The organism is Streptomyces sp. NPDC007991 (genome assembly GCF_042958445.1).
In the GTDB taxonomy this organism is placed as follows: domain Bacteria; phylum Actinomycetota; class Actinomycetes; order Streptomycetales; family Streptomycetaceae; genus Streptomyces.
Genome location: NZ_JBIBJD010000001.1, coordinates 115,581 through 140,952, shown reverse-complemented (window position 1 = coordinate 140,952; position 25,372 = coordinate 115,581). Strand labels below are relative to the sequence as shown.

Annotated in this window: 19 protein-coding genes; 8 read left to right on the top strand and 11 right to left on the bottom strand. The window is 69.3% G+C overall.

Annotated features, from left to right (window positions below):
- Window positions 1-60 precede the first annotated feature (60 nt).
- Window positions 61-1,221: a citrate synthase gene (locus ACFZDA_RS00545; protein WP_391072735.1), complete on the bottom strand. Its 1,161-nt coding sequence runs from the start codon at window positions 1,219-1,221 to the stop codon at window positions 61-63.
- A 110-nt stretch (window positions 1,222-1,331) separates the two neighbouring features.
- On the opposite strand from ACFZDA_RS00545, the gene ACFZDA_RS00540 reads away from it, so the two are divergent.
- The 4 genes from ACFZDA_RS00540 (at window position 1,332) to ACFZDA_RS00525 (ending at window position 6,043) form a co-directional block, all read left to right on the top strand.
- Entirely contained in the window at window positions 1,332-2,591 is a 1,260-nt protein-coding gene (locus tag ACFZDA_RS00540) for a citrate/2-methylcitrate synthase (protein WP_391072732.1), read from the top strand.
- A gap of 54 nt (window positions 2,592-2,645) precedes the next feature.
- On the top strand, window positions 2,646-3,590 hold the full coding sequence (locus ACFZDA_RS00535) for a sucrase ferredoxin (RefSeq protein ID WP_391072730.1): 945 nt from the start codon (window positions 2,646-2,648) through the stop codon (window positions 3,588-3,590).
- A gap of 102 nt (window positions 3,591-3,692) precedes the next feature.
- Complete coding sequence (locus tag ACFZDA_RS00530) at window positions 3,693-5,363, top strand: ATP-binding protein (protein WP_391072728.1); 1,671 nt, start codon at window positions 3,693-3,695, stop codon at window positions 5,361-5,363.
- Window positions 5,363-6,043 (top strand): response regulator, encoded by a 681-nt coding sequence (locus ACFZDA_RS00525; protein WP_391074520.1) that lies wholly within the window; start codon window positions 5,363-5,365, stop codon window positions 6,041-6,043. The genes ACFZDA_RS00530 and ACFZDA_RS00525 overlap by 1 nt, the downstream gene beginning before the upstream one ends.
- Before the next feature lie 26 nt (window positions 6,044-6,069).
- Here ACFZDA_RS00525 and ACFZDA_RS00520 read toward each other — a convergent pair whose 3' ends face one another.
- From ACFZDA_RS00520 to ACFZDA_RS00510, 3 genes are all read right to left on the bottom strand, one after another.
- The gene (locus tag ACFZDA_RS00520; RefSeq protein ID WP_391072725.1) at window positions 6,070-7,131 is read right to left on the bottom strand and encodes an ABC transporter substrate-binding protein; all 1,062 of its coding nucleotides are present in this window, start codon (window positions 7,129-7,131) and stop codon (window positions 6,070-6,072) included.
- A gap of 74 nt (window positions 7,132-7,205) precedes the next feature.
- Window positions 7,206-8,069 carry an ABC transporter permease subunit gene (locus tag ACFZDA_RS00515; protein ID WP_391072723.1) on the bottom strand — a complete coding sequence of 288 codons (864 nt, stop codon included), beginning with the start codon at window positions 8,067-8,069 and terminating at the stop codon, window positions 7,206-7,208.
- A complete protein-coding gene (locus ACFZDA_RS00510) occupies window positions 8,059-8,874 on the bottom strand; it encodes an ATP-binding cassette domain-containing protein (protein WP_391072720.1) in 816 nt (271 codons plus the stop codon). The genes ACFZDA_RS00515 and ACFZDA_RS00510 overlap by 11 nt, the downstream gene beginning before the upstream one ends.
- Window positions 8,875-9,035: 161 nt before the next feature.
- On the opposite strand from ACFZDA_RS00510, the gene ACFZDA_RS00505 reads away from it, so the two are divergent.
- Window positions 9,036-9,731, top strand: a complete 696-nt coding sequence (locus ACFZDA_RS00505) for a response regulator (protein WP_391072717.1) — start codon at window positions 9,036-9,038, stop codon at window positions 9,729-9,731.
- A 43-nt stretch (window positions 9,732-9,774) separates the two neighbouring features.
- Here the strand turns inward: ACFZDA_RS00505 and ACFZDA_RS00500 are convergent, their stop codons facing one another.
- The 6 genes from ACFZDA_RS00500 to ACFZDA_RS00475 all read right to left on the bottom strand — a co-directional run bounded on the left by ACFZDA_RS00500 (window position 9,775) and on the right by ACFZDA_RS00475 (window position 16,770).
- The gene (locus ACFZDA_RS00500) at window positions 9,775-11,367 is read right to left on the bottom strand and encodes a cation acetate symporter (RefSeq protein WP_391072715.1); all 1,593 of its coding nucleotides are present in this window, start codon (window positions 11,365-11,367) and stop codon (window positions 9,775-9,777) included.
- A complete protein-coding gene (locus tag ACFZDA_RS00495) occupies window positions 11,364-11,918 on the bottom strand; it encodes a DUF485 domain-containing protein (RefSeq protein ID WP_391072712.1) in 555 nt (184 codons plus the stop codon). The genes ACFZDA_RS00500 and ACFZDA_RS00495 overlap by 4 nt, the downstream gene beginning before the upstream one ends.
- A 69-nt stretch (window positions 11,919-11,987) precedes the next feature.
- The gene (locus ACFZDA_RS00490; protein ID WP_391072709.1) at window positions 11,988-12,671 is read right to left on the bottom strand and encodes a response regulator; all 684 of its coding nucleotides are present in this window, start codon (window positions 12,669-12,671) and stop codon (window positions 11,988-11,990) included.
- The gene (locus ACFZDA_RS00485) at window positions 12,668-13,819 is read right to left on the bottom strand and encodes a histidine kinase (protein ID WP_391072707.1); all 1,152 of its coding nucleotides are present in this window, start codon (window positions 13,817-13,819) and stop codon (window positions 12,668-12,670) included. The genes ACFZDA_RS00490 and ACFZDA_RS00485 overlap by 4 nt, the downstream gene beginning before the upstream one ends.
- Window positions 13,816-14,340 carry a DUF1453 domain-containing protein gene (locus ACFZDA_RS00480; RefSeq protein ID WP_391072704.1) on the bottom strand — a complete coding sequence of 175 codons (525 nt, stop codon included), beginning with the start codon at window positions 14,338-14,340 and terminating at the stop codon, window positions 13,816-13,818. Before ACFZDA_RS00480 ends, ACFZDA_RS00485 begins: the two co-directional genes overlap by 4 nt.
- 306 nt (window positions 14,341-14,646) lie before the next feature.
- Entirely contained in the window at window positions 14,647-16,770 is a 2,124-nt protein-coding gene (locus ACFZDA_RS00475; RefSeq protein WP_391072701.1) for a DNA gyrase subunit B, read from the bottom strand.
- 441 nt (window positions 16,771-17,211) lie between these two features.
- On the opposite strand from ACFZDA_RS00475, the gene ACFZDA_RS00470 reads away from it, so the two are divergent.
- Window positions 17,212-17,442, top strand: a complete 231-nt coding sequence (locus tag ACFZDA_RS00470; RefSeq protein WP_010034922.1) for a hypothetical protein — start codon at window positions 17,212-17,214, stop codon at window positions 17,440-17,442.
- Window positions 17,443-17,674: 232 nt separating this feature from the next.
- Here the strand turns inward: ACFZDA_RS00470 and ACFZDA_RS00465 are convergent, their stop codons facing one another.
- Window positions 17,675-18,511 carry a trypsin-like serine protease gene (locus ACFZDA_RS00465; RefSeq protein ID WP_391072699.1) on the bottom strand — a complete coding sequence of 279 codons (837 nt, stop codon included), beginning with the start codon at window positions 18,509-18,511 and terminating at the stop codon, window positions 17,675-17,677.
- A gap of 509 nt (window positions 18,512-19,020) precedes the next feature.
- Here ACFZDA_RS00465 and ACFZDA_RS00460 point away from each other — a divergent pair.
- A complete protein-coding gene (locus tag ACFZDA_RS00460) occupies window positions 19,021-22,545 on the top strand; it encodes a helicase-related protein (RefSeq protein WP_391072696.1) in 3,525 nt (1,174 codons plus the stop codon).
- The gene (locus tag ACFZDA_RS00455; protein ID WP_391072694.1) at window positions 22,542-25,349 is read left to right on the top strand and encodes a DUF1156 domain-containing protein; all 2,808 of its coding nucleotides are present in this window, start codon (window positions 22,542-22,544) and stop codon (window positions 25,347-25,349) included. The genes ACFZDA_RS00460 and ACFZDA_RS00455 overlap by 4 nt, the downstream gene beginning before the upstream one ends.
- Window positions 25,350-25,372: the final 23 nt, after the last annotated feature.

Genomic DNA, 25,372 nt, shown 5'->3' with positions numbered 1-25,372 from the left:
CGGCGGCTCGGGTCCGGCACCTCCTGGTGCCGGACCCCTCTTGCCCTGTGGCGCCGCCCGTCAGGCAGGTACGGGTGCCGGCGCCTCCGGCCCCACATAGCGCGCCACCGGCCTGATGATCTTCGTGTCCTCCGCCTGTTCCAGGATGTTGGCGCTCCAGCCCACCACGCGCGCGGCGGCGAACGTCGGGGTGAACATCTCGCGGGGCAGGCCGCAGAGTTCCATGACCACGCCCGCGTAGTACTCGACGTTGGTGTGGAGTTCGCGGCCGGGCTTCAGCTCCGTCAGGATCGCCTCGACGTGCCGTTCGACCTCCACGGCGAAGTCCACCCGCGGACCGCCGAACCCCTGGGCGACCTCGCGCAGCATCCGCGATCTGGGGTCCTCCGTGCGGTAGATCGCGTGCCCGAAGCCCATGATGCGCTCACCGGCGAGCACCCGCCGCCGTACCCAGGAGGCGATACGGTCCGGGGTGCCGATCGCGTCCAGGGTGTCCAGCGCGCGACTGGGCGCACCCCCGTGCAACGGCCCCGACAGCGCGGCCACCGCACCGGCGAGGCAGGCAGCCACGTCCGCACCCGTCGACGCGATGACCCGAGCTGTGAACGTTGATGCATTGAATCCGTGATCAATGGTTGAGATCAGGTATTGCTCGATCGCCCGCGCGTGCCGCTCCGTCGGCAGCGAACCGGTCAGCATGTACAGGTAGTTGGCCGCGTACGACAGGTCCTCGCGCGGCTCCACCGGCTCAAGCCCCTTTCCCAGCCGGTGCAGCGCGGTCAGGAGCGTGGGCACGGCCGCGGTCGCCTCGATGGTGTCCCGCCTGCGCCGGTCGGCATCGATGTCGTACACGGGCCGGAAGCCCTTGGCCGCGCCCAGCAGCGACAGCGCCGTGCGCATCCCGGCGAGGGGGCCGGAGCGCCCGCCGGCCGCCGCGATGGCAGGCAGCGCCGCCCGGACCTCGTCGGGCAGCCGCCGCAGCGCCGCGGTCCGCGCCGCGAAGGCCGCGCTCTGCCCGGCGTCCGGCAGTACACCGTGCACGAGCAGATGCCAGACGTCCTCGAAGGCGCGGGTGCGCGCGATGTCGACGGCGGAGTACTGCCGGTAGTGGTAGAAGCCCTCGGCGCCACGGACGTCACCGATCCGGGTGTCGGTGACGACGACACCGGCCAGTCCCCGTGGTGCGTCGATGAGAGCGGTAGCAGACCTGTTGACGGACATGTCTTCCTCCCTGGACTTGATTCGACTGTCCATGGTTGACTCTAGATGTGTCAATATTGATTAGATCAATATATCAGTCAATGTGCCGCTAGGCGGATACGGTGACCCCCATGCGCGATCCAGAACCCGCCCCCCTCGACGCGGAACGGCGGCTGAGCACCAAGGAGGCCGCCGAGCTGCTCGGCGTGAAGCCGGAGACCGTGTACGCCTACGTGAGCCGCGGTCAGCTCAGCAGCCGACGGGTGGCCGGCGGCCGGGGCAGCACCTTCGACGCCAGGGAGGTCGAGGCACTCGCCCGGCGCAACAGGCGGGAGAGTGCCGGGAGTTCCCCCTCCGGCGGCGAGCTGTCCGTACGGACCCGCATCACGCTCATCGAGAGCGACCGCTACTACTACCGCGGTGTCGACGCGGTCGACCTCGCCACGCGGCACACCTACGAGGAGGTCGCCGAGTGGCTCTGGACCGGCCGGATGCGGCCGGGCAGCACGTTCACCGCGCCGGACGCCGCGGTCACCGTCGCCCGCCGCGCCGTCGACGCGCTGCCCGAACACGCCGCGCCCACCGACCTGCTGCGCGTCGCGACGATCGCCGCCGCGACCGCCGACCCGCTGCGCTTCGACCTGTCCGAGGACGCCGTGCTCGGCACCGCGCGCACCCTGATTCCCACGCTGGTCGCCGCCCTGCCTCCGGCGTGGCGCGACCGCCGTGACGACGGCCCCCTGGCCCACCGTCTGTGGAGCCGGCTGTCGGTGCACAAGGACCCGGACGAGGCGTCCCTGCGTGCCCTGGACACCGCGCTCGCCCTCCTCGTCGACCACGACCTGGCCGCCTCGACCCTCGCGGTGCGCGTCGCCGCCTCGGCCCGTGCCCACGCCTACGCGGCGGTCTCCGCCGGGCTCGGGGTGATCGAGGGCCCGTTGCACGGAGCCGCCAGCGGACTCGCGCACCGGCTGCTCCAGGACGTGCTCGACCAGGGCGACGCGGCACCGGTGATCACGGACGAACTGCGCGCCGGCCGCCGCATCCCGGGACTCGGTCATCGGCTCTACCCGGGCGAGGACCCACGCGCGCGTGCCCTGTTCGCCCTCCTGGAGCAGATCCCGCGCGCGGAACCCTCTCTCCTCGCGGCCCGCGACATCGTCGAGACCACCGCCCGCCACGCCCCGCTGCACGCCAACGTCGACCTCGCGCTCGCCGTGCTCACCACGTCCTGCGGCATGCCCCCGACCGCGGGCGAGACGATCTTCGCGGTGGCCCGTACGGCGGGCTGGATCGCCCACGCCCTGGAGGAGTACGGCGAGCGCCCGCTGCGCATGCGCCCGAGCGGTCTCTACGCAGGTCCGAAGCCGCCGCAGCCACTGCCGGAGTAGATAAGGGCGGGGCCGAAATGAGCCGCGACCCAAACTCAGGTTAGGCTCACCTCTGTGCGTACGTGTTCAAGCGTCTCCCGGGACTCCGACGAGCCCGTCTCGGGAACCGCGGCCACCGCGAGGACCTGGCTGTTGCTGGAACAGCCCGGCCCCTGGGGTCCCAAGGCGCTCACTTCGAGCCACCTGGACCCCGCGCTGGGCCGCGCCCTGGAGGCGGCCGCCGAGGACACGGGCGTACGGGTCGTGCTCATCCGCCGCCCCGGACGCCACGCGGACAGCCGGATGCCCGCCACCCGCCGGGTGTACGCGGCCCACATCGTTCCGGGAAACGTGTGGCTGCACGGCGCCACGACCTCGGATCCCGGGCAGCTCCTCGATCTCGACTTCGCCGCACTCGGCCGGGGCGACCACGGCACCTTCGACACCGTGCTCGGTGGACGGCCCCACGACGGTGATCCCCTCGCCCTCGTCTGCACCAACGGCAAGCGCGACCGCTGCTGCGCCCTCCTCGGCCGCCCTCTCGCGGCGGAACTCACCGCGTCCGGGGCCGAGGGCGTCTGGGAGGTCACTCATCTGGGTGGCCACCGCTTCTCCCCGACTGCGCTCGTGCTGCCGTACGGATACGCGTACGGCCGGGCCGAGGCCCACACCCTCAAAGAGGTCCTGCACGGCGCGCGGGAGGGGCGGATCGTGGTCGAGGGGTGCCGGGGCAGTTCGGCGTGGGAACGGCCCGGCCAGGCGGCCGAACTCGCCGTGCGCACCAGGACGGGTGAATACGCCGCGGAGGCGCTGAGCGTCGTACGGACGGCCGGCTCGACGCCGCGGTGGGAGGTGACCGTCGCCCACACCGACGGGCGCCGCTGGCAGGTCGAGGTGGCCCAGGGCACGGCGCTGCCGCCCCGGCCGGAGAGCTGTGGAGCGGCGGTGCTCGGTTCGCCCGCGCGGATGGACGTGGTGGGCGTGCGCGAGGTGAGCGTGACGACGGCGCTCGCAAGCTGACCGGCCCGCCGGCGGCGGTCGGGCCGTCTCCTCAAGCATTGATCAAGAGATCCACGCCACACCCGTTACGGCAGTCAGCCGGTCCCACGTACCTTCTTGGGTATGAGCCCCACTCCCCCCGCACGCCGCCTGCGCCTCGGCCTGCCGCGGCGGGTGTTCTCGCAGGTGCTGCTGATGCAGGTGGCGATCGCCGCGGGAGTCGCGGTCCTCGCGACCGGGCTGTTCCTCGCGCCCCTGAGCAACCAGCTGGACGACCAGGCGATGCGCCGCGCGCTCGCCATCGCGCAGACCACCGCGCAGCAGCCGGGCCTGGCGAGGGAAGTGAGGGACACGCCTCCCTCACCCAACGGTCCGGTGCAGCGGGAGGCGGAGCGGATCCGCAAGGCCACCAAGGCCGAGTACATCGTGGTGATGGACTGGCGCGGCGTGCGCTGGTCGCACACCGACCCGAAGCAGATCGGCGGCATCGTCTCGACCGACCCTGGCCAGGCCCTGGCCGGCAAGGAGGTCATGGAGATCGACAGCGGCACCCTCGGCCGCTCCGCCCGCGGCAAGGTGCCGCTGCGGGACAGCGACGGCACGATCGTCGGTGCCGTCTCGGTAGGCATCGCCTACGACAGCGTCCGGGCCCGGCTGATCCACTCGATCCCGGGGCTGCTCGCCTACGCCGGAGGCGCCCTGGCCGTCGGCGCGCTGGCCGCGTGGTTCATCTCGCGGCGGGTCCACCGGCAGACCAGGGACCTGGCCTTCTCGGACATCGCGGCACTGCTGTCGGAACGGGAGGCGATGTTGCACGGCATCCGGGAAGGCGTCGTCGCCCTCGACCGCACCGGTCGTATCCGCCTCGTCAACGACGAGGCGCAGCGCCTGCTCGGCATAGGAGACGGGGTGGTGGGCCGCTCCCCGGACGAGGCGCTCGGCACCGGCCGTACGGCCGATGTGCTGGCCGGGCGCGTGACCGGCACGGACCTGCTCACCGTGCGGGGCCAGCGGGTGCTGGTCGCCAACCGCATGCCCACCGACGACGGCGGCGCCGTGGCCACCCTGCGCGACCGCACCGAGCTGGAGCAGCTGGGCCGTGAACTGGACTCCACCCGCGGTCTGATCGACGCCCTGCGCGCCCAGGACCACGAGCACGCCAACCGTATGCACACGCTCCTGGGGCTGCTCGAACTGGAGATGTACGACGACGCCGTGGAGTTCGTCGGTGAAGTGGTCGGTGACCACCGGGCCACCGCGGAACAGGTCGCCGAACGCATCGCGGACCCGCTGCTCGCCGCCCTGCTGGTCGGCAAGGCGACCGTCGCGGCAGAGCGGGGCGTCGCCCTGTGGGTGTCGGACCGGACCCGGCTGCCCGACCGGCTGATCGATCCCCAGGGGCTCGTCACCGTCGTCGGCAACCTGGTGGACAACGCCCTCGACGCCGTCGCGGGCAAGCCGCACGCGCGCGTGGAGGTCGAACTGCGCGCCGAGGGCCGTACGGTGATCCTCCGGGTGCGCGACACGGGCCCGGGAATCCCGGCGGAGCACCAGGAGTTGATCTTCACGGCGGGATGGTCCACGAAGGAGCCGCCCGCGCACCGCGAGCGGGGCATCGGGCTCTCCCTGGTGCGCAGGCTCGCCGAGCGGCAGGGGGGCAGCGCGACCGTCGGCGAGGCACACGGCGGGGGTGCGGAGTTCACCGTCGTGCTGCCGGAGGCGCTGACCGAGCCGGGCACGGAACCGGCCCTGACCGTGCCGTCAGCCCCGCAGACCGCCGAGGAGGAGTCGTGATGATCGAAGTCCTGGTCGTGGACGACGACCCAAGGGTCGCGCGGGTCAACGCCGCCTACGTCGAGAAGGTGCCGGGCTTCCATGTCGCGGGCGAGGCCCACAGCGCCGCGGAAGCGCTGAGCCGGCTGGAGACGCTGCCCCGGCTCGACCTGGTGCTCATGGACCACTATCTGCCGGACGAGACGGGGCTCGCGGTCGTGCAGGAGATGCGCCGTCGCGGCCACCAGACCGACGTGATCATGGTGACGGCGGCCCGGGACGTGTCCACGGTGCAGGCGGCGATGCGGCACGGCGCGTTGCAGTACCTGGTCAAGCCGTTCGCCTTCGCCGGTCTGCGGGCCAAGCTGGAGGCGTACGCGGAGTTGCGCCGCACCCTCGACGGCGGCGGGGAGGCGGAGCAGGCCGAGGTGGACCGCATCTTCGGGGCGCTGTCGGCCCCCTCCGAGCCGGATCTGCCCAAGGGGCACTCCCCCACCACCGCGGAGCTGGTCCGTCAGTCCCTGATGAACGCCGACGGGCCCCTGTCCGCGCAGGAGATCGCCGAACGGACCGGGGTGAGCCGCCAGACCGCCCAGCGCTATCTGAAGCTCCTGGAGCGCACGGGACGGGCCAGGCTGACCCTGAAATACGGCGATGCGGGCCGCCCGGAACACCGTTACGTGTGGGCGACCCGCGCCTGAGGGTCAGTCCGTGGGCGTTGGGGCTGTCAGCCAGTGGCCTTCTTCGCGAATTCCGTCGTGTAGGTCTGACCCAGGTCGATCTTGGCGTTCTTGATGTTGGGGTTGAACGCCTTGAGCACCTTCTCGACCGTCTCGGGGCCGTCCGCGGGCATCACGCCGTCCTTGGTGAACATCGGCAGCGTGCTCTTGATCGCCTGGGCGTAGAGGGCCTTGTCGCCCTGGGAGTAGTCGGCCGGCATCTTGTCGGCGATCTGGGACGCGCTGTGGGTGGACATCCACGTGAGGGTCTTGACGAATGCATTGACCAGTTTCTGGACGGTGGCCTTGTGGCTGTTCACCCAGTCCGTCTGCATGTACAGACTTGACGACGGATACGGACCGCCGAGCGCCTCCTGGGACCCCTGCGGTGTCCGCATGTCGAGAAGAATTCTGCCGACCTTCTTGTCCAGGACCTGCGCCACCGTCGGATCGGTCGTCATGCCGCCGTCGATCGAGCCCTTCTGGAGCGCCGAGATGAACGTGGGGCCGGCACCGACGGCGACGGGTGTGAAGTCGCTGACGCTCACGCCGTTCTTGACGGCGAGGTACTTGGTGAGGAAGTCGGTCGACGAACCGAGGCCGGTGATGCCGAGCTTCTTGCCCTTGAAGTCCTTGGGCGAGGTGATGTCGCCCGCTGCCCTGGAGGAGACGATCTCGACCTCGCCCGGGGCGCGCGAGAACTGCACGACCGACTCGACCTTCTTGCCCTTGGTCTGGAGGTCGAGGGTGTGGTCGTAGAAGCCGACGGCCCCCTGGACCTGGCCGGAGACCAGTGCCGTCTCGGCCTGGACGCCGGCGGGCTCGCTCAGCAGCTGCACGTCGAGTCCCTCCGCGTCGAAGTAGCCGAGCCGCTGGGTGAGCATGGCGGGCAGGTAGATGACCTTGTCCAGGCCACCGACCATGATCTTGACGTGCTCGCCCTTGCCGCCGCCTCCGCTGCCGGAGCCGGCCGACGCCGTACTGGCGGCGTCGTTGGCACAGGCGGTGAGCGAGGAGAGGGCGAGCAGGCCGGCGGCGGCCAGGGCGGCGTATCGGGCGTTGGTGCGCATGGCGGTTCACGTCCTTGTGAGAGGGCGAAGAGGAGGCTGTGACGGGGCGGAGAGGAGACGTCCGGGGTTGGGTGTCAGTGCTCGGAGTCCGCGGGCTTCCAGCGGAAGATGCGGCGCTCGGCGAAAGTGAGCAGCCCTTCGGCGAGCAGCGCGACGACGGCGAGGATGACCATCGCCGCGTAGACCCCGGCCGCGTTGAAGGTGCCCTGCGACTGCGCGACGAGCAGGCCGATGCCCTTGGTGGCACCGATGTACTCACCGACGATGGCGCCGATCAGGGCGAAGCCGAAGCTGACGTGGAGGCTGGTGAAGATCCAGGACGTGGCGGACGGGATGACCACCTGAAAGGTCACCCGGCGGTCGCTCGCACCCAGGATCCGCGCGTTGGAAACGAGGTTCCGGTCCACCTCGCGGGCGCCTTGGAAGGCGTTGAAGAACACCGGGAAAAAGACCAGGACGACGGCCGACGCGACCTTGGAGGCCGGGCCGAGCCCGAACCAGATCACGAAGATCGGCGCGAGGACGATCCTCGGAATCGAGTTGAGCACCTTGATGTATGGACCAAGAACATCGGCGAGCAATGCGATCCGCCCCAGCGCGATGCCGAGTACGACACCCGTGACCACACCGAGGACCCAGCCGAGCAGTGCCTCGTAGAGCGTGTACCAGATCTGCTCGCCCAGGGAGCCGAGCGCCGTCCCGTGCATGACCCAGGTGGAGATCTGGTCCCAGATCTGTGAGGGCATGGAGAAGTTGAACGGGTCGATGACCTTGGCCCGGGACAGCATCTCCCACAGTCCGAGGACTCCGACCAGCAGCAGCGCCCGGACGAGATTGATCAGAACTTTTCGCCTGCGTGCTGCCTGGGCCCGTGAGTGGGCACGGTCCGGTGTCTTGACCGTCTCCACGACCGGTGTGCTGATGAGCTCAGGCGACATGCGCGGCACCCCTCTCGCGGGTGATCCGCACCTCTTCGCCGAGGGACTCCCAGATCTCGCGGTAGATCTCTATGAACCGCGGCTCCAGGCGCACCGCCTCGACCTTGCGGGGACGTGGCAGGTCGATGGTGAAGACCTGCTTGACGGTCGCGGGCCCGGCGGTCATCACGACGACCTTGTCGGCCAGCGCGATGGACTCCTCCAGGTCGTGTGTGACGAAGACGACCGAGGCGCGTGTGCCTTCCCACAGTTCGAGCAGCTCGTCCGACATCAGCGCCCTGGTCTGCACGTCGAGTGCGGAGAACGGCTCGTCCATGAGCAGGATCTCGGGGTCGTTGACGAAGGTCGCGGCAAGTGCGACGCGTTTACGCTGGCCGCCCGAGAGCTGGTGAGGGTAGCGGTCCTCAAAGGCTTCGAGGCCGACCCGCGCCAGCCAGTCGCGCGCCTTCCGCTTCGCGTCCGCCTTGGGCACGCCACGGAAGCGCGGTCCCGCCATCACATTGGACAGCACCGTACGCCAGGGGAAGGTGGCGTCCTGCTGGAACACGAAGCCGACCTTGTCGCCGACGCCGCGCACCGGCTCCCCGGCGACCAGCACGTCGCCCTCGGTGGGCTCCTCGAGGCCGCTGACCAGGGTCAATGTGGTCGACTTGCCGCAGCCTGTGGGGCCGACGACCGCGACGAACTCTCCACGGCCGACCGTGAGATCCAGGTCCCGGACGGCCGTGTGCAGGCCTCCCGAGGGGGTCCTGAATGTCTTGCTCGCGCCCCGCAGCTCAATGGCGGGGCTGTTGTCTGCGCTCATGGCCGGGGACGGTAGATCCGGCTCGGCAGGCGGCATCAGTCTTGTGAGCGCATACCGTTCTTTTGCTCGCAAGAGCCTGTTGTGCTCGTTTTGCGCGGGATACAAAAACGTAGCCGAAACATGGGCTTGACGCCCGCATGGCCTTGAGGGAAAGAGGCCCGATGATTGACGTCCTGGTCGTGGACGACGACTTCCGTGTCGCCGAGATCAACGCGAAGTACGTGGAGAGGGTTCCCGGCTTCCGGGTGGCGGCCCGCGCGCACAGCGCTGCCCAGGCTCTGGCGGCGGTGCAGCGCGGAGAGATCGATCTGGTCCTGTTGGACCACTATCTCCCTGACGGGACGGGGCTCGAACTCGTTCACCGCATGCGGGAACAGGGGCACGGCACCGACGTCATCATGATCACTGCTGACGGCGACGTGGCGACCATCCAGGCCGCCATGCGCCTGGGCGCCCTGCACTATCTGGTCAAACCGTTCACTTTCGCCGCGCTGCACACCCGACTGGAGTCCTACGCCGCCCTGCGCCGCACCGTCGAACGGGTCGGCGGCGGCCGCGGTATCGCCGTCCAGGAACAGGTGGACCGGATCTTCAGCGCCCTGCGGACCACCCCGGCCCTCGCGTCGCCGGGGCTGCCGAGCGGCCACTCGGAGCCGACGACGGAACTGATCTGCCGCGTCCTGCACCACGCCGACCACCCTCTCTCCGCCCACGAGGTCGCCGCCGAGACCGGTCTGAGCCGCTCCACCGCCCAGCGCTACCTGCGCCGCCTGGAGCAGTCCGGCCGCCTGCGCCTCTCCCTCAAGTACGGCGACACGGGCCGACCTGAGCACCGCTACGCATGGGTGGCGCCATAGGCGCAGGGGCGACCCCGCAGCCGTACGGCCGTGCAGGACCGCGCTACGCGGCTCCCGCACCGGTCAGCGACCGTACTTCAGTCTCCGCGTGCGTGGCCTCGTCCGGCGCCTCCGGCGCTGTGGCTGTGCCCAGCCAGCCCGCGAGGAAGCCCAGCGGGATCGAGACCAGTCCGGGGTTCTGCAACGGGAAGTACTGGAAATCGACGTTCGGGAACAGCGAGTCGGGGCTTCCGGAGACCACCGGGGACAGCACTACAAGCACCACAGCCGGGATCAGACCTCCGTAGACGGCCCAGACGGCACCGCGTGTCGTGAAGCCGCGCCAGAAGAGGGAGTAGAGCAACACCGGAAGGTTCGCCGACGCCGCGACGGCGAAGGCGAGGCCTACCAGGAACGCGACGTTGAGATCGCGTGCCAGCAGGCCGAGGGCGATCGCCACCACGCCGACACCGACGGCCGCGCCCCGGGCCACGGCCACCTCGCTGCGGGGCTTGCCGCTGCGGCGCCGCAGGGACGCGTACAGGTCGTGGGCGACCGACGCCGAGGACGCGAGCGTGATCCCGGCGACCACGGCGAGGATCGTGGCGAAGGCGACCGCGGCGACCACCGCGAAGAGAACCGTTCCACCCGTGGAACCGGCACCGCCGCCCAGGTCGAGCGCCAGCAGCGGAACGGCCGTGTTCCCGGATGCGTTCGACCCGCGTACCGCGTCCGGCCCCAGGATGGCGGCCGCGCCGAAACCGAGCACGATCGTCATCAGGTAGAAACCGCCGATGAGCCCGACAGCCCAGACGACCGAGCGGCGTGCGGCGCGCGCGGTGGGAACGGTGTAGAACCGGGACAGGATGTGCGGCAGCCCGGCTGTGCCCAGCACCAGGGCCAGACCCAGACTGATGAAGTCGAAACGGGCGGTCCAGTCTCCGCCGTACTTCAGCCCGGGCGCCAGAAACGCCTCCCCCTGCCCGCTCCGCTCGGCCGCCGTGAGCAGCAGCCGGTCCAGGTTGCCGTGGAAGCGCACCAGGACGAGCACCGTCAGCACGATCGTGCCGCCGAGGAGCAGGACCGCCTTGACGATCTGGATCCACGTCGTCGCCCGCATCCCTCCCAACGACACATAGATGACCATGAGCGCGCCGACGCCGATGACGGTCCAGGCCCGCGCCGCTGCGCTCGTGCCCCCGAGCAGCAGCGCCACCAGGCTGCCCGCGCCGACCATCTGCGCCACCAGATACAGAACGGACACGGTGACCGATGAGGTTCCCGCCGCGATCCGTACCGGCCGCTCCCTCATCCGCGCCGCGACGACGTCGGCGAGCGTGAACCGGCCGCAGTTGCGGACCAGTTCGGCCACGAGGAACAGCACCACCAGCCAGGCCACGAGGAAGCCGACGACATAGAGCAACCCGTCGTACCCGAACAGCGCGATGAGCCCGGTGACACCGAGGAAGGAGGCCGCGGACATGTAGTCACCCGCGATGGCAAAACCATTCTCTATGGGCGAGAAGAGCCGCCCGCCCGTGTAGAACTCCTCCGCCGAGCCACGCCGGTTACGGCTCACCCATGTCGTGATCGCCAGCGTGACCGCGACGAACCCGCTGAACAGCAGCAGCGCCAGCGTCTGGTGTTCGTCCGTCATGAGACACCGCCGTTCACGCCGCGCGTCAGCTCCTGGGTGTCCCAGCGCAGGTCGAGGGCCGCCCGGTCCCTGCGCAGCCGCGCGTGCCGCGAGTACGCCCAGGTGAACAGGAACGTGGTCAGGAACTGCCCGAGCCCCGCCAACAGTCCCACATTCACCGCTCCCACCACGGGCCGTGCCATCAGCTCCGGCGCGGTCGTGGCAGCCACGACGTAGCCCACGTACCAGGCGAAGAACGCCACGAAAGCCGGCACCACGAACCTCCGATACTGCCGCCGCACCTCCTGGAAGGCCGCGCTGCGCTGCACTTCCAGATACACATCGGCCGCCGCGAGCCCGGTCTCGCCTTCCCCGCGTGCCGATGGAACCACGGCCGGAGCCCGCACCCCGGCACCGTCCGACTCACCCCAGCCTGAGGCGAGGGCGTCGTACCAGGGATCGTCGTACTTCAGGTGTCCGGCCTCCCCGGCAGGGCCGGCACTGTCGAGTCGCTCGACCGGACTTTCCTGACCAGCCCCGTCGCTCCGGGGACGGCCCTTGCTTCGCTGCATGCCCAAGGATGGACAGAACGGGAAGATCCCCGACTCTTCTTCCCCTCTCTCTTCACCCCATCAGGTGACTCAACCCGCCGGTGGCCGCACGAGGCCCTTTCCATAGGCGTAACGCACCGCCTGCGCACGGTCCTTGAGCCCCGTCTTGGCGAACAGGTTGTTGATGTGGGTCTTCACGGTCGCGGTGGAGACATGCAACCTGCGGCCGATCTCCTGGTTGCTGAGACCCTCGGCGATGAGCAGCAGCACCTCCGTCTCCCGCACGGTGAGCCCGTCCGGCGCCTCGGGCGGCGCGGCCGGTCTCACCTCGGTCTCCGTCAGACGCTCCAGCAGCCGCCTCTGGATGCTGGGGGCGAGTCCCGCGTCCCCCGACAGCACGCTGTGCACGGCCCGCACGATCTCCTCTCCGCCGGCGTCCTTCGTGAGGTAGCCGCGCGCTCCCGCTGCCAGCGCGGGGAAGAGCGACTCGTCGTCCGCATACGTCGTGAGCACCACGACCTGCGTCCCCGGGTGCTCCGCGCGGATCCTGCGGGTCGCCTCCACTCCGTCGCAGCGAGGCATCCGCAGGTCCATCAGCACCACGTCCGGGGCGACCTCGGCGGCGAGTCGCACCGCCTCCTCGCCGTCTCCCGCCGCGCCGACGACCTCGATCCCGGGCAGCAGTCCGAGCAGCATCACGATGCCCTCCCGCACCACGGTCTGGTCGTCCGCGACCACCACCCGAGCGGTCTTCCGCTCGGCCTCCTCCGTCATGCCGGCACCTTCAACGTCACCACGAACCCCTCCTCACCCGGCCCGGCCTCGAGCGAACCGCCCAGCAGCTCTGCTCGCTCCCGCATGCCCAGCAGACCGTACCCGGCTCCCTCCCCGGTCAGCTCGCCCGGCGAGCCGCCCGAGTCCCGCACATCCAGGGTCACTTCGTGCGTGTTGTAGTCGAGCCGCAGGCTCACCTTGGCGCCCGGGGCGTGCTTGCGGGCATTCGTCAGAGCCTCCTGAGCCGCTCTGCGCACAGCCTGCGAAGCCTCGGTCGGCAACGCTCTGCGTTCACCCGTGATGGTGATCTCGGCACCGTCGGTGGATCCCACCAATTGGTTCAGGAACTCCTCCAGGGGTGTCAGATCCCCACGCAGGGCGGAGAGCGCCTGCCGTGTCTCGGCCAGCCCGCCACGCGCCATCTCCCGTGCGGCCACCACTCGTTCGAGAACCCGCTCCCGCTCCCCTCCGCGCTCGATCAGCAACCGGGCCGCCTCCAGGTGTACGAGCTGGGCAGAAAGGCTGTGCGCCAGCACGTCGTGAATCTCCCGGGCTATGCGGGCCCGCTCCGCGAGCGCCGCCGTCTCCGCTTCGGCCGCACGGGCTGCCCGCTCCTGGGAGAGCAGTCGCTGGGCGTTGCCGCGGGCCTCGGCATCCAGACGCAGCGTGTAACCGGCCAGGGCGAGGCCGACGCCGGTGACCACGGACGTCAGCGGGTCGTCGTTGTTGACAACCCCGAACGAACCGAGCGCCACGCCCGCCGCGCCGAGGGCGACTGCCGGCGGGAGCCGCTCCAGCGCCGAGACGGCGCATCCACACCACATGACCAGGGCCGCGGCCTTGAAGCCCGACAAGTGGGCCACGACCGCGACGCACTGAAGCAGGGCGAGCAACGCCAGCGACGGCCACAGCCGGTGCTGGAGCGTGGTCCGGAAGAACACCCAGGCAAGCAGTGCCGCCAGAAGCACCACGCCGGCTCCGGCCACCGCCTTCCAGCCACGCGCCTCGCTCTCGGCGAAGGCCCCCCACATCAGCACGCCGAGGACCAGAGCACGCACCGTCCAGGCCAGCAGACACCGGGAGCGCGAGAGTCCGTCGCGGCTGAGCGCCTCCCGGGGAGGCCAGCGTGTCCAGGCGTTCTTCTTCACACGCGCTCCTTCCCCGCAGGCGCCATCGTGCTGTGACGGTACGCCCGGCCCGAGTTCTGGGCAGGGCGCAGCAACCGACCGCGCCAGGCCAGGATTCCGGCTCGGACGAGCAGGGTGCCGGCGAGCCCCAGCAGGAGGGCGGAACTGTCCTGGTGAACGCCCATCGCGGCGCCGAGCGCGAAGAGCCCGACGCGCAGCCCGATTCCGACGCCCCAGACGGCGACGCTCGCCGTGCTGCTCTTGCTCCACACGGTGCCGTTCGGCTCGCTCCATATGCGGGTGGTCCAGGCCCAGCCCGCCCCGGTGGCCAGGCCGACGAGCAGTTCGGCTCCGAGCAGCAGCGCCGATGCCGTCTGGTGACGGTCGTCGAGTATGCCGGGCTCGCGCAGTGCGACAACGGCCAGGACGGCGGGCAGGAGCCACCAGCGGCGCTCGCCGTCGATGGGGGTTGCGCGGAACTGCCGGGCGATCACCAGCATGGCCACGACCACGATCACCAGCGTGTCGACGAGCCCGGACATCACGACCTCCGTGAGCGAGAAGGGGATGTCGGCAGCGGTGTCGCCGACGCCTTCGACGTTACGGAAATCGCCCGGTCAGGGGATCGGCGTGCGGGTGGATCAAGGGTGGATCCCCGACCGGGGGCCTCTCCACCCAGGGGTGGACAAACGGCTCGGGCAGGGGCCCCGATCGCCCCAAGCCGCACAACTGCCCCACAAGCGCCCAGCGGTCGCCGGCGGAGGGTGACCGAGCCACCCCCTCCCGCTCAGATCACCGACACCCAACTCACCCAGCCCGGCCAGGGCGAGGCGAAAGCCGCATAGCGGCTACGCGTCGATCCGTGACCGGTCCAGCGTCGCCGCCGAGTTGGAGATGAACTCCTTGCGCGGCGCGACGTCGTTACCCATCAGCAGGTCGAAGACCTGCTCGGCGGCCTCCAGGTCGGAGAGGTTGATCCGGCGCAGGGTGCGGTGGCGCGGGTCCATGGTCGTCTCGGCCAGCTGGTCGGCGTCCATCTCGCCGAGGCCCTTGTAGCGCTGGATCGAGTCCTTGTAGCGGATGCCCTTGCTCTGGAGCTCCATGAGCTTGTCGCGCAGTTCCCGGTCCGAGTACGTGTAGATGTATTTGTCCTGGCCCTTCTTCGGCTGGACGATCTCGATGCGGTGCAACGGCGGCACCGCCGCGAAGACCCGGCCGGCCTCGACCATGGGCCGCATGTAGCGGTGGAACAGGGTCAGGAGCAGTGTGCGGATGTGCGAGCCGTCGACGTCGGCGTCGGTCATCATGATGATCTTGCCGTACCGGGCCGTGTCGATGTCGAAGGTCCGGCCCGATCCGGCTCCTATGACCTGGATGATCGCACCGCACTCGGCGTTCTTGAGCATGTCCGTCACGGACGACTTCTGGACGTTGAGGATCTTGCCCCGGATCGGCAGCAGCGCCTGGAACTCGGAGTTACGGGCGAGCTTCGCCGTACCGAGCGCGGAATCGCCCTCGACGATGAACAGCTCGCTGCGGTCGACGTCGTCGCTGCGGCAGTCGGCGAGTTTCGCCGGCAGCGAGGAGGACTCCAGGGCCGTCTTACGGCGCTGTGCGTCCTTGTGCTGCCGGGCGGCGATGCGCGTACGGGCCGCGGCGACGGCCTTCTCCATCACGACACGGGCCTGCTGGGCGGCGTCCCGCTTCGTGGACGTCAGGAACGCCTTGAGCTCCTTGCTGACCACGTTGTTCACGATGCGGCGGGCCGCCGAGGTCCCGAGGACCTCCTTGGTCTGGCCTTCGAACTGCGGCTCGGCGAGACGCACGGTGACGACCGCGGTCAGGCCCTCCAGGGCATCGTCCTTGACGATGTCGTCCTCGGCGACGCGCAGGAGCTTCTTGGTGCGCAGCACCTCGTTCATCGTCTTGGCGACGGCCTGCTCGAAGCCGGCGACGTGGGTGCCGCCCTTGGGGGTGGCGATGATGTTGACGAACGACCTGAGCGTCGTGTCGTAGCCGGTTCCCCAGCGCAGCGCGACGTCGACGCCGAGTTCGCGGGTGACCTCGGTGGGGGTCATCTGGCCGTGGTCGTCCAGGACGGGGACCGTCTCCTTGAAGGTGCCCTGGCCGGAGAAGCGGAGGACGTCGCAGACCGGCTTGTCGTTCGCCAGGTACTCGCAGAACTCGCTGATCCCGCCGTCGAAACGGAAGGACTCCTCGCCCTTGCTGCCGCCCTCGCCGAGCCCGTACTCGTCGCGTACGACGATGGTCAGGCCGGGCACCAGGAACGCGGTCTGGCGGGCCCGCTGGTGCAGATTCTCCAGCGAGAGCTTGGCGTCCTTGAGGAAGATCTGGCGGTCGGCCCAGTACCGCACGCGCGTGCCGGTGCGGGTCTTGGGGATCTTCTTGGCCTTGCGCAGGCCGCTCTTGGCCTCGAACTTGGCGTCCGGGCCGTTTCCTGCGAAGGCTCCGGGGACGCCGCGCCGGAAGCTGATCGCGTGGGTGTGCCCACCGCGGTCCACCTCGACGTCCAGCCGGGCGGACAGGGCGTTCACCACGGAGGCACCGACGCCGTGCAGACCGCCGGAGGCGGCGTACGAGCCGCCTCCGAACTTGCCGCCGGCGTGCAGCTTGGTCATGACGACCTCGATACCGGACAGGCCGGTCTTGGGCTCGACGTCGACCGGGATGCCACGGCCGTTGTCCCGGACCTCGACCGAGCCGTCGTCCTGGAGGATGACTTCGATGTGGTCGCAGTAGCCGCCGAGGGCCTCGTCGACGGAGTTGTCGATGATCTCCCAGAGGCAGTGCATCAGGCCGCGGCTGTCGGTCGACCCGATGTACATACCGGGGCGCTTCCGCACGGCCTCGAGCCCCTCGAGGACGAGCAGGTGCCGCGCGGTGTAGTTGGAACCGTCCCGGTCTGCTCCTGCCAGCAGAGCTGTGGACGGCACGGACGTTTCGGCGGTCACGCGGTTCGCTCCTCGCTGAATTTCAGATGGGGCCCTCACGGGTAAGGGCGCGGCTTCAGTCACCGGTGAGAGGGTACCGAGGCCTGGTAGAGCCGTTGTAACGCCACCCTCGTCGGAAACTCACCCTAGTCCAGACTCGCATGCCTGTTCGATCCCTCGTTGGAGTGAAGCACACATCACGTTCCCTTCCAGGCATGAACCATTTAGGCTCCGGGCACGTCCTCATGAACAACCGGCAACCCAGCCGGGAGGACCGACCACCAATACAACGCGAAGCTCCGTAAGACACATAGACACGCAATACGGCACATTCGCCGCCAACCGGCAGCAGACAGCCGCCTCGCAAAGATTTTTCGAGGAAAAGCCACGAGCGGGAACGTTTTGGGGCTGGTTGGATGTTGACCCTGGTACGACAGCTCGTCGAGCTAGAGAAGAGGCGACGTGACTACTGTTCTGACCCCTGCGAGCCAGTTGACGGCCGCTGATCGCTGCGACCGCTGCGGCGCCCAGGCGTACCTGCGCGTCGTCCTGCTCAGCGGCGGAGAACTGCTCTTCTGTGCCCACCACGGGCGCAAGTTCGAGCCGGAACTCAAGAAGATCGCCGCTGAGATACAGGACGAGACGGAGCGGCTGACGTCCGCTCCCGCGACTGCCTCCGAAGAAGAGCGCTGACACCTCGCGTCCGACGACGAGCCAGCCCGGCACAGGCCGGTGAACGGGCGGCTGCCTCCACCACCGAGGCAGCCGCCCGTTCTCGTCTCCACGCGTTCGCCCAGGTCCTTCTGTGCGCGCCGCGCGTCTTCTTCACATCCGCGTCCAGCCGAACGTGCACATGACTTTCACACGGTGCCCGGCTTCGCCCGTGTACCCATGGCCGGCGTCGCCTTCACGCCCGCGGCCAGCTTCAACTCCGTGGCCAGCCCGGCGTGCGCACGATGTCGGACACCCGCATGTACACCCCTGGGTTGCCGGCCCGACCGCAGCCGATCCCCCAGGACACGAGTCCGATCAGCCGTCCCTGGGCCACCAGCGGCCCTCCGCTGTCACCCTGACAGGCGTCCCGGCCCCCCTCCGCTTCTCCGGCGCACAGCATGCTCCTGGCGTCGTAGACGCCGTCCGCGCCTCCCGGGTACGCCTCCTCACAGAGAGCGTCGGGAAGCACACGCACGCGTGCCGCCCGAAGGCTGTTCGGGTACTCCCCGGCGCCCGAGACGTCGCCCCATCCGTACACCGTCGCGGCCCCGCCCACGGCGTAGGCGGGGTCACCGCCGGCCGCCATGCCGATGACCGACTCGGCCGGGAGAGGCTCGGCCAGCGTGAGTACGGCGAAGTCTCCGGCATTGGTGACACCGTCGTAGTCCGGGTTCACCCAGGTGTCCCGCACGGCGATCTCCCGGCCACCGCGGTCCGAGACCAGGTCTGTGCGCCCGGCTATGACCCTGAGATCGCGTACGCGCTCCGGTGGCCCGCCCAGGACCTCCTCGTCCACGCAGTGAGCCGCGGTGAGCACGGTGCTGCGGCCGACCACAGCGCCGCCGCAGAACTGGCCCGCGCGCGTACCCCCGAACCGGTCACGGCTGGACAGGGCCACCGTCCAGGGGCTCTCCGAGGCGTCGACGGGAAATCCTCCTATGACCACCCTGTCGGCAGCCACAGGCCCACTGGAGCCCATTGACAGGGCTGATATCGCGGCTGCTACGACCAGCGGTCTGGCCAGGGCCCGGGCAAAGTGACGACGCATACATACTCCTCACTCCGTGATGTCGGCGAGACACCCAGAGTGATTCACTCCGTGGTGGCCCGCACCCGCGGAGAGGCATGAAGAAGGCCCGGTCCCTGAGGGGAACCGGGCCTTCCACGTCGTACGAGCGTGACGACTAGTCGAGGTAGTCGCGCAGTATGGATGGGTGAGCGCTGTGCTTGGCATGCATACGCGCAGGTCGTTTAGAAGCGTGAGCTTGGAAATATCCTGGGTTAAGCATTACCGTCCCGCTGCCCTGCCTGCGACACTACGCCGTACCGCCTGCGACCTGCACAGATGGTCTTGGCCGATTGCCGTCTTTTCTCGATGTCTCGGCTGCGCCACCAGAAGGCGGAGTCCTGCCTGCTCCCGGGCGCTGCCACGTTCGTCGCGGGATGGTAGAAGGACGCCGTCACATCTGTACCTCGGGACGCACGAGGTTCCAGCTGAGGCATCATTGGACTCCGCTATGCGTGTGACCACGGGGTGCAGTCGGCAGGAGGCTAAGGATGTCTGAACAACGCCCCCTCCGGCTTGAAGACCTCACTCCTGGCCGCGTGGTGGCGGGCGTCACCCCCGGCGTAGACGTCGCAGTCGTCGCGTTGCAGATGTTCGGAACTGCCGCTGCCCAGGTGACGTACCGCCGTTCTGACGGCACCGTGGAGGAGACGATTCTCTACGAGGAGGACGTGCACCGGCTGGCCGAGGTGACCCCAGGGGCACAGGGCGGCGGCTTCGACGCGGATCCCGGGCTGTTCCGGCTGGCGGCCGAGGCACTGCGGATCCGGATGGCAGCGCGCGGCGACGCCATGCTCGCGGTGTCCACCAGCCTCCTCGACCCGCTACCCCACCAGATCCAGGCTGTCTACAACGAGCTCCTGCCACGCACCCCGCTACGGTTTCTTCTCGCCGACGACCCCGGCGCAGGCAAGACGATCATGGCCGGGCTCTACATCAAGGAGCTGGCCCTCCGTGGCGACCTGGAGCGCTGCCTGATCGTCGCGCCCGGCGGGCTGGTCGAGCAGTGGCAGGACGAGCTGCTGGAGAAGTTCGGCCTCGACTTCACCCTGCTCACCCGGCAGCTGATCGACACGACGATCGACGGTAACGTCTTCGACCGGCATCCGCGGCTCATCGCGCGCATGGACGGCCTGGCCCGCTCCGACGACCTGAAGCGGCTGCTCGGGGAGAGCGGCTGGGACCTGGTCGTCGTCGACGAGGCGCACCGGATGAGCGCCAGCTACTTCGGTACGGAGCTGAAGACCACCAAGCGCTACGAGCTGGGCCGCCTCCTCGGCCGCCTCACCCGGCACCTGCTCCTGATGACCGCCACCCCGCACGCGGGCAAGGAGGAGGACTTCCAGCTGTTCATGACACTGCTGGACAGCGACCGCTTCAGCGGCCGGTACCGGGCGGGCATCCACCGGCACGACGTCTCAGGGCTGATGCGCCGCATGATCAAGGAGGACCTGCTCACCTTCGACGGCCGCAGGCTCTTCCCCGAGCGTCGCGCCTATACCGTGCCCTACGACCTCTCGCCCGCCGAGCACGAGCTGTACGAGCAGGTCACGGAGTACGTCCGCCGAGAGATGAACCGGGCGGAGCGGCTGGACGGGCGGCGCGGCAACCAGGTCGGTTTCGCGCTCACCATCCTCCAGCGCCGCCTCGCCTCCAGTCCGGCAGCGATCCACCGTTCCCTGGAACGCAGGCGGCTGCGGCTGGAGGCCCGGCGCCAGGAGATGCTGTCGGGTCAGCCCGTGGTCGCGTCTGGTGCCGCGCCTGTCCCGGCCCTCCCGTCCGTCCCGGCCGAGGACGAGCTGGACGACCTGACCGGCGGTGAGCTGGAGGAGTTGGAGGAGCAGGTCGTCGACGCCGCGACTGCCGCCCGCACCCTCCAGGAGCTGGAGCTGGAGATTGCCGCGCTGCGCGAACTGGAGGGTCTCGCGGGGCGGGTGCTGGCTTCCGGCGACGACCGAAAGTGGCGGGAACTGTCGGGGCTGCTCGAGGATGAACCGCTGATGCGGGACGAGCAAGGCGTACCGCGCAAGCTGATCGTCTTCACCGAGCACCGCGACACGCTGGACTACCTCTGTCGCCGTATCAGGAACCTGATAGGCCGCCCTGAGGCGGTCGTCGCCATCCACGGCGGTACCCCGCGTCAGCACCGCCGTGACATCCGTGACGCCTTCAACCAGGACCCCGAGGTCCGCGTCCTCGTCGCCACCGACGCCGCTGGCGAGGGCCTGAACCTCCAGCGCGCCCACCTCATGGTCAACTACGACCTGCCGTGGAACCCCAACCGCATCGAGCAGCGCTTCGGCCGCATCCACCGCATCGGCCAGACCGAGGTCTGCCACCTGTGGAACCTGGTCGCCGCCGACACCCGCGAGGGCCAGGTCTTCCAGCGGCTCCTCGACAAGATCGAACAGCAGTCGAAGGCGTACGAGGGCAAGGTCTACAACGTCCTGGGCGAGCTCTTCGAGGGCGAACCGCTGCGCGGCCTCCTCCTCCAGGCCATCCGCTACGGCGACCAGCCCGAGGTCAAGAGCAGGCTGGACAAGGTCATTGACGCCCGGGTCGGTGAGCGCGCCGTGGAGCTGATCAAGGGTTTGGCACTCGACGCCCATGTGATGGGCCTGGAGGACGTTCAGGCGGTACGGCTGCGGATGGAGGAGGCCCAGGCCAAGCGGTTGCACCCGCACTACATACGCGCTTTCTTCCGTGACGCCTTCGACCGTCTCGGAGGCCACCTGAGGGCCCGGGAGAGCGGCCGATACGAGATCACCCACATCCCTGCCGTGCTGCGTGACACCGGGCGCTTCGGGCGAGGCCTCGGCGGGGTCGTGCAGCGGCGCTACGAGCGCGTCTGCTTCGACCGTGATCGCGTCACCGTGCCGGGTGCCGCCCGCGCCGATCTGATCGCTCCCGGGCACCCGCTCTTCGAGGCCGTACTGGAGGAAACGGTCCACCGCCACGGCGACCTACTTACCCGGGGCACGGTCCTCGTCGACGCCTCCGACGCAGGCACCCGGCCCCGGCTGCTGACCGCGCTGATCCAGGATGTCGTCGACGGGCACCGCCGCTCGGTTGACCGCTCCTTCGCCTTCGTGGAACTCCATCCTGACGGCACGGCCCACGACGCCGGCCCCGCCCCCTACCTCGATTACCGCCCGCCCACGCCGAGAGAGGCTGAAGCGGCGGCGGTCCTGCTCAAGGAGGACTGGCTGCGCGAGGGTGGCCCCGCCCGAGCGATGGAGTGGGCCGTGCGGGAGGCGGTACCCCAGCACCTCGCCCGGACCCGGGAACGCCTCCTGCCGGTCATCGACCGCACCCGTGCCCAGGTCGAGCAGCGCCTCCGCCAGGAGATCAGCTTTTGGTACGCCCAGGCCGGCAAACTCGAACTCGACCTTGCCGAGGGTAAGAAGGTCCGCCACCGCCCCGAGACCGCCCGCGCCTGGGCCGAGGACCTTGAACGGCGCCGCGAGCAGCGCCTCGCCGCCCTCGACAGGGATCAGGCCCTCCAGGCTCGCCCGCCCGTCGTTGCCGGCTGCGCGCTCGTCGTACCCGTCGGCTGGTTGGCCCGTCACCTCGGCCCTGCCGAGACGCCTGCAGAGAGGGCCGCGCTGGACGCCCTGCACGCGGCCGACGGTTACGAGACTGACCGCCGTGCCGTCGCTGCCGTCCTCAATGCCGAGCGGCGCCTGGGTCGCGCTCCCGAGGAGATGGCCCACAACAACCCCGGCTACGACATCCGATCCCTTACTCTGGACGGTCACCTCGTGCACATCGAGGTAAAGGGCCGCCGGGAGGGCGCGGAGCACTTCTACGTCAGCCGGAACGAGGTCCTCGTCGCCAAGAACCGGGGTGCGCAGCATCGTCTCGCCCTGGTTTCCGTCAGCCCTCACGGCCCGGAACACGACGAGATCCGGTACCTGACCGACGCCTTCGCCGACACCGACTTCGGCGACCTGAAGACTGAGGGTCTCCTGCTGTCCTGGCAGGACGCCTGGAACAAGGGAGGAACCCCGCAGTGAGCGGTGCAACGGAAGAGACGGCCCCGGCTCCGGCCCCGGAGCGCCGCACCAAGCTCATCGAGGTCTCCCTGCCGCTGGAGGCGATCAACAGGGAGTCGGCCCGGGAGAAGTCCATCCGGCACGGGCACCCGTCCACGCTCCACCTGTGGTGGGCCCGCCGGCCGCTGGCGGCTGCGCGCGCGATGCTCTTCGCTCAGCTCGTGGACGACCCGTCCGCGCGGCCTGATCTCTATAAGGGGGAGGAGGAGCAGAAGGCCGAACGGCAGCGGTTGTTTGACCTCATCGAGGAGATGGTCCCCTGGGAGGCCACGCGCGACGAGCGGATCATGCGCAAGGTCCGGGAGAAGATCGTCGAGTCGCACGGTGACGGTCCGCTTCCGCCGGTGCTCGACCCGTTCGCGGGTGGCGGCACGATTCCGCTGGAGGCGCATCGACTGGGGCTCCAGGCTCACGCCAGTGACCTGAATCCGGTGCCGGTCGTCATCAACAAGGCGTTGGTCGAGATCCCGCCGAAGTGGGCCGGCCGCAAGCCTGTGTCTCCGACTGCGGAGCTGCGGCACGAGGGGAGCTGGCGGGGAGCGAGCGGGCTCGCGGAGGATGTGCGGCAGTACGGGAAGTGGATGCGGGAGCAGGCGTACGCAAAGATCGGCTCGCACTACCCGAAGGCCAAGCGGGAGGACGGGAGTGAGGCGCCGGTCATTGCTTGGCTCTGGGCGCGGACGGTGGCCTGTCGCGACCCGGCTTGTCCGGCCGAGATGCCGCTGGTTCGGTCCTTCTGGCTGAGTAAGAAGAAGGACCGGCCCTGCTACGTAGTCCCCGAGCCGGTGGACGGGGAGGTGACGTTTACGATCGGCGGCCCCGGGGGCGAGCCCCGTGCCGGGACAGTGGACGGCAAGAGTGCCGAATGCCTCGTGTGTGGCGATCGGGCCCCGCTGGAGTATGTGCGGACCGAAGGCAAGGCCGGGCGGATGGGCGCCGTCATGATGGCCGTGGTTGCGGAGGGGAAGCGGCAGCGCATCTATCTGCCGCCTACTGCGGAGCATGTGGGGGCGGCGGAAGTGGGACGACCTGTCGATGTGCCTGAGTCCGAACTGCCCGAGCAGGCCCTGGGGTTCAGGGTGCAGGGGTATGGTATGCGGAAGCATGCGGACCTGTTCACTAACCGGCAACTGCTCGCGATGACCACGTTCAGCGATCTGGTGGGCGAGGCGCGGGAGAGGGTTGAGCGGGATGCTCGGCATGCGGGCTTGCCGGATAGGGACGCTGCAGAGTACGCCAAGACAGTATCGACGTACCTTGCTTTTGCTGCCTCGCGGCTGGCCAACGAGTCATCCTCGATTAGTACCTGGGACTCTAACGGCACAAAGCAGCACGTCAGGGCGACCTTCTCAAGGCAGACCCTCCAAATGACTTGGGACTTTGCTGAAGGAAACCCCTTCTTTACGTCGACCGGCAGCATCTCTGAATCTCTGCGCCGAGTATCAGCCGTGCTAGACGCTCTACCTGCGGAGCGTATGCCTGGTCATGTTGCGCAGGCCGACGCCAGCACCCGTCCCTACGATAATTACGTCATCAATACCGACCCCCCGTATTACGACAACATCGGCTACGCCGACCTCGCCGACTTCTTTTACGTCTGGCTCCGCCGTTCCCTGGGCACCATCTATCCCGAGGTCATGAGCACGATCCTCACTCCCAAGGAGCCCGAGCTCATCGCCACCCCGTTCCGCCACAACGGAAACTGGGAGGCCGCCGAGAAGCACTTCGAGCGCGGCTTCGTCGAGACGTTCACGCACATGCGAGCAGGCCACCACCCGGACTATCCGCTCACCGTGTACTACGCGTTCAAGCAGTCGGAGACCGACGCGGAAGACGGCACCGCCTCGACTGGCTGGGAGACCCTGCTCAGCGGCATGATCGAGGCCGGCTGGTCGGTCACTGGCACCTGGCCGGTCCGTACCGAGAGGACCGGCCGGTCCCGCGACATCGGCTCCAACGCCCTTGCCTCCTCGGTGGTCTTGGCCTGCCGCCCCCGCCACGTCACTGCAGGCTCCATCGACCGCCGCGGCTTCCTCCGCGCTCTGCGCAGTGAACTCCCTGACAAGTTGCGGAAGTTGCAGGAGGGCAACCTCGCCCCCGTCGACCTCCCGCAGTCCGCCATCGGCCCCGGCATCGCCGTGTTCTCGCGCTACGCGAAGGTCACAGAGCCCGACGGCACACCGATGCGCGTACGTACCGCACTCGGGCTCATCAACGACGTACTCGCCGACGTACTCAACGAACAAGAGGGCGAGTTCGACCAGGACACCAGGTGGGCGATCCGTTGGTTCGAGCAGTTCCAGTGGGGCAAGGGCACGTTCGGCGACGCCGAGACGCTAGCGAAGGCGTACAACGTGTCCGTGAAGGGGCTCCAGGACGCCCATGTCACCGCGTCCGGCGACAGCAAGGTGTGGCTCGTCGCCCCGGCCGACCTGCCGGACTCGTACGACCCGGAGACCGACGTCCGTATCTCCGTGTGGGAAGCCGCCATGCACCTGTCCCGGGTGCTGGACGGCAAGGGCGCCCAGTCCGGTGTAGGACCGGCCGGTGAGCTGCTCGCCGGGATCCGGGCGCGTGGCGAGTTCGACGAGGACGCAATCCGCGACCTCGCCCATCTGCTCTACAGCATCTGCGACCGGCGCCGCTGGTCCGAGAGCGGGCAGCGGTTCAACAACCTCGCCAGTGCCTGGTCCGACCTCCAGACCGAGGCCCGCGCGGCCGAGAAGCGCGGCCCGCGCAAACCCCAGCACCAACCTCTCTTCTGATCGCCCGGCCCACTCAGACGCAT

Excerpts from the sequence above, each read along its gene's own strand:
- ACFZDA_RS00540 (WP_391072732.1), top strand. The coding sequence starts at position 1,332 with ATGCGCGATCCAGAACCCGCCCCCCTCGACGCGGAACGGCGGCTGAGC.
- ACFZDA_RS00530 (WP_391072728.1), top strand. The coding sequence starts at position 3,693 with ATGAGCCCCACTCCCCCCGCACGCCGCCTGCGCCTCGGCCTGCCGCGG.
- ACFZDA_RS00545 (WP_391072735.1), bottom strand. The coding sequence starts at position 1,221 with ATGTCCGTCAACAGGTCTGCTACCGCTCTCATCGACGCACCACGGGGA.
- ACFZDA_RS00460 (WP_391072696.1), top strand. The coding sequence starts at position 19,021 with ATGTCTGAACAACGCCCCCTCCGGCTTGAAGACCTCACTCCTGGCCGC.
- ACFZDA_RS00510 (WP_391072720.1), bottom strand. The coding sequence starts at position 8,874 with ATGAGCGCAGACAACAGCCCCGCCATTGAGCTGCGGGGCGCGAGCAAG.
- ACFZDA_RS00525 (WP_391074520.1), top strand. The coding sequence starts at position 5,363 with ATGATCGAAGTCCTGGTCGTGGACGACGACCCAAGGGTCGCGCGGGTC.
- ACFZDA_RS00505 (WP_391072717.1), top strand. The coding sequence starts at position 9,036 with ATGATTGACGTCCTGGTCGTGGACGACGACTTCCGTGTCGCCGAGATC.
- ACFZDA_RS00490 (WP_391072709.1), bottom strand. The coding sequence starts at position 12,671 with ATGACGGAGGAGGCCGAGCGGAAGACCGCTCGGGTGGTGGTCGCGGAC.
- ACFZDA_RS00465 (WP_391072699.1), bottom strand. The coding sequence starts at position 18,511 with ATGCGTCGTCACTTTGCCCGGGCCCTGGCCAGACCGCTGGTCGTAGCA.
- ACFZDA_RS00520 (WP_391072725.1), bottom strand. The coding sequence starts at position 7,131 with ATGCGCACCAACGCCCGATACGCCGCCCTGGCCGCCGCCGGCCTGCTC.
- ACFZDA_RS00500 (WP_391072715.1), bottom strand. The coding sequence starts at position 11,367 with ATGACGGACGAACACCAGACGCTGGCGCTGCTGCTGTTCAGCGGGTTC.
- ACFZDA_RS00515 (WP_391072723.1), bottom strand. The coding sequence starts at position 8,069 with ATGTCGCCTGAGCTCATCAGCACACCGGTCGTGGAGACGGTCAAGACA.
- ACFZDA_RS00480 (WP_391072704.1), bottom strand. The coding sequence starts at position 14,340 with ATGTCCGGGCTCGTCGACACGCTGGTGATCGTGGTCGTGGCCATGCTG.
- ACFZDA_RS00495 (WP_391072712.1), bottom strand. The coding sequence starts at position 11,918 with ATGCAGCGAAGCAAGGGCCGTCCCCGGAGCGACGGGGCTGGTCAGGAA.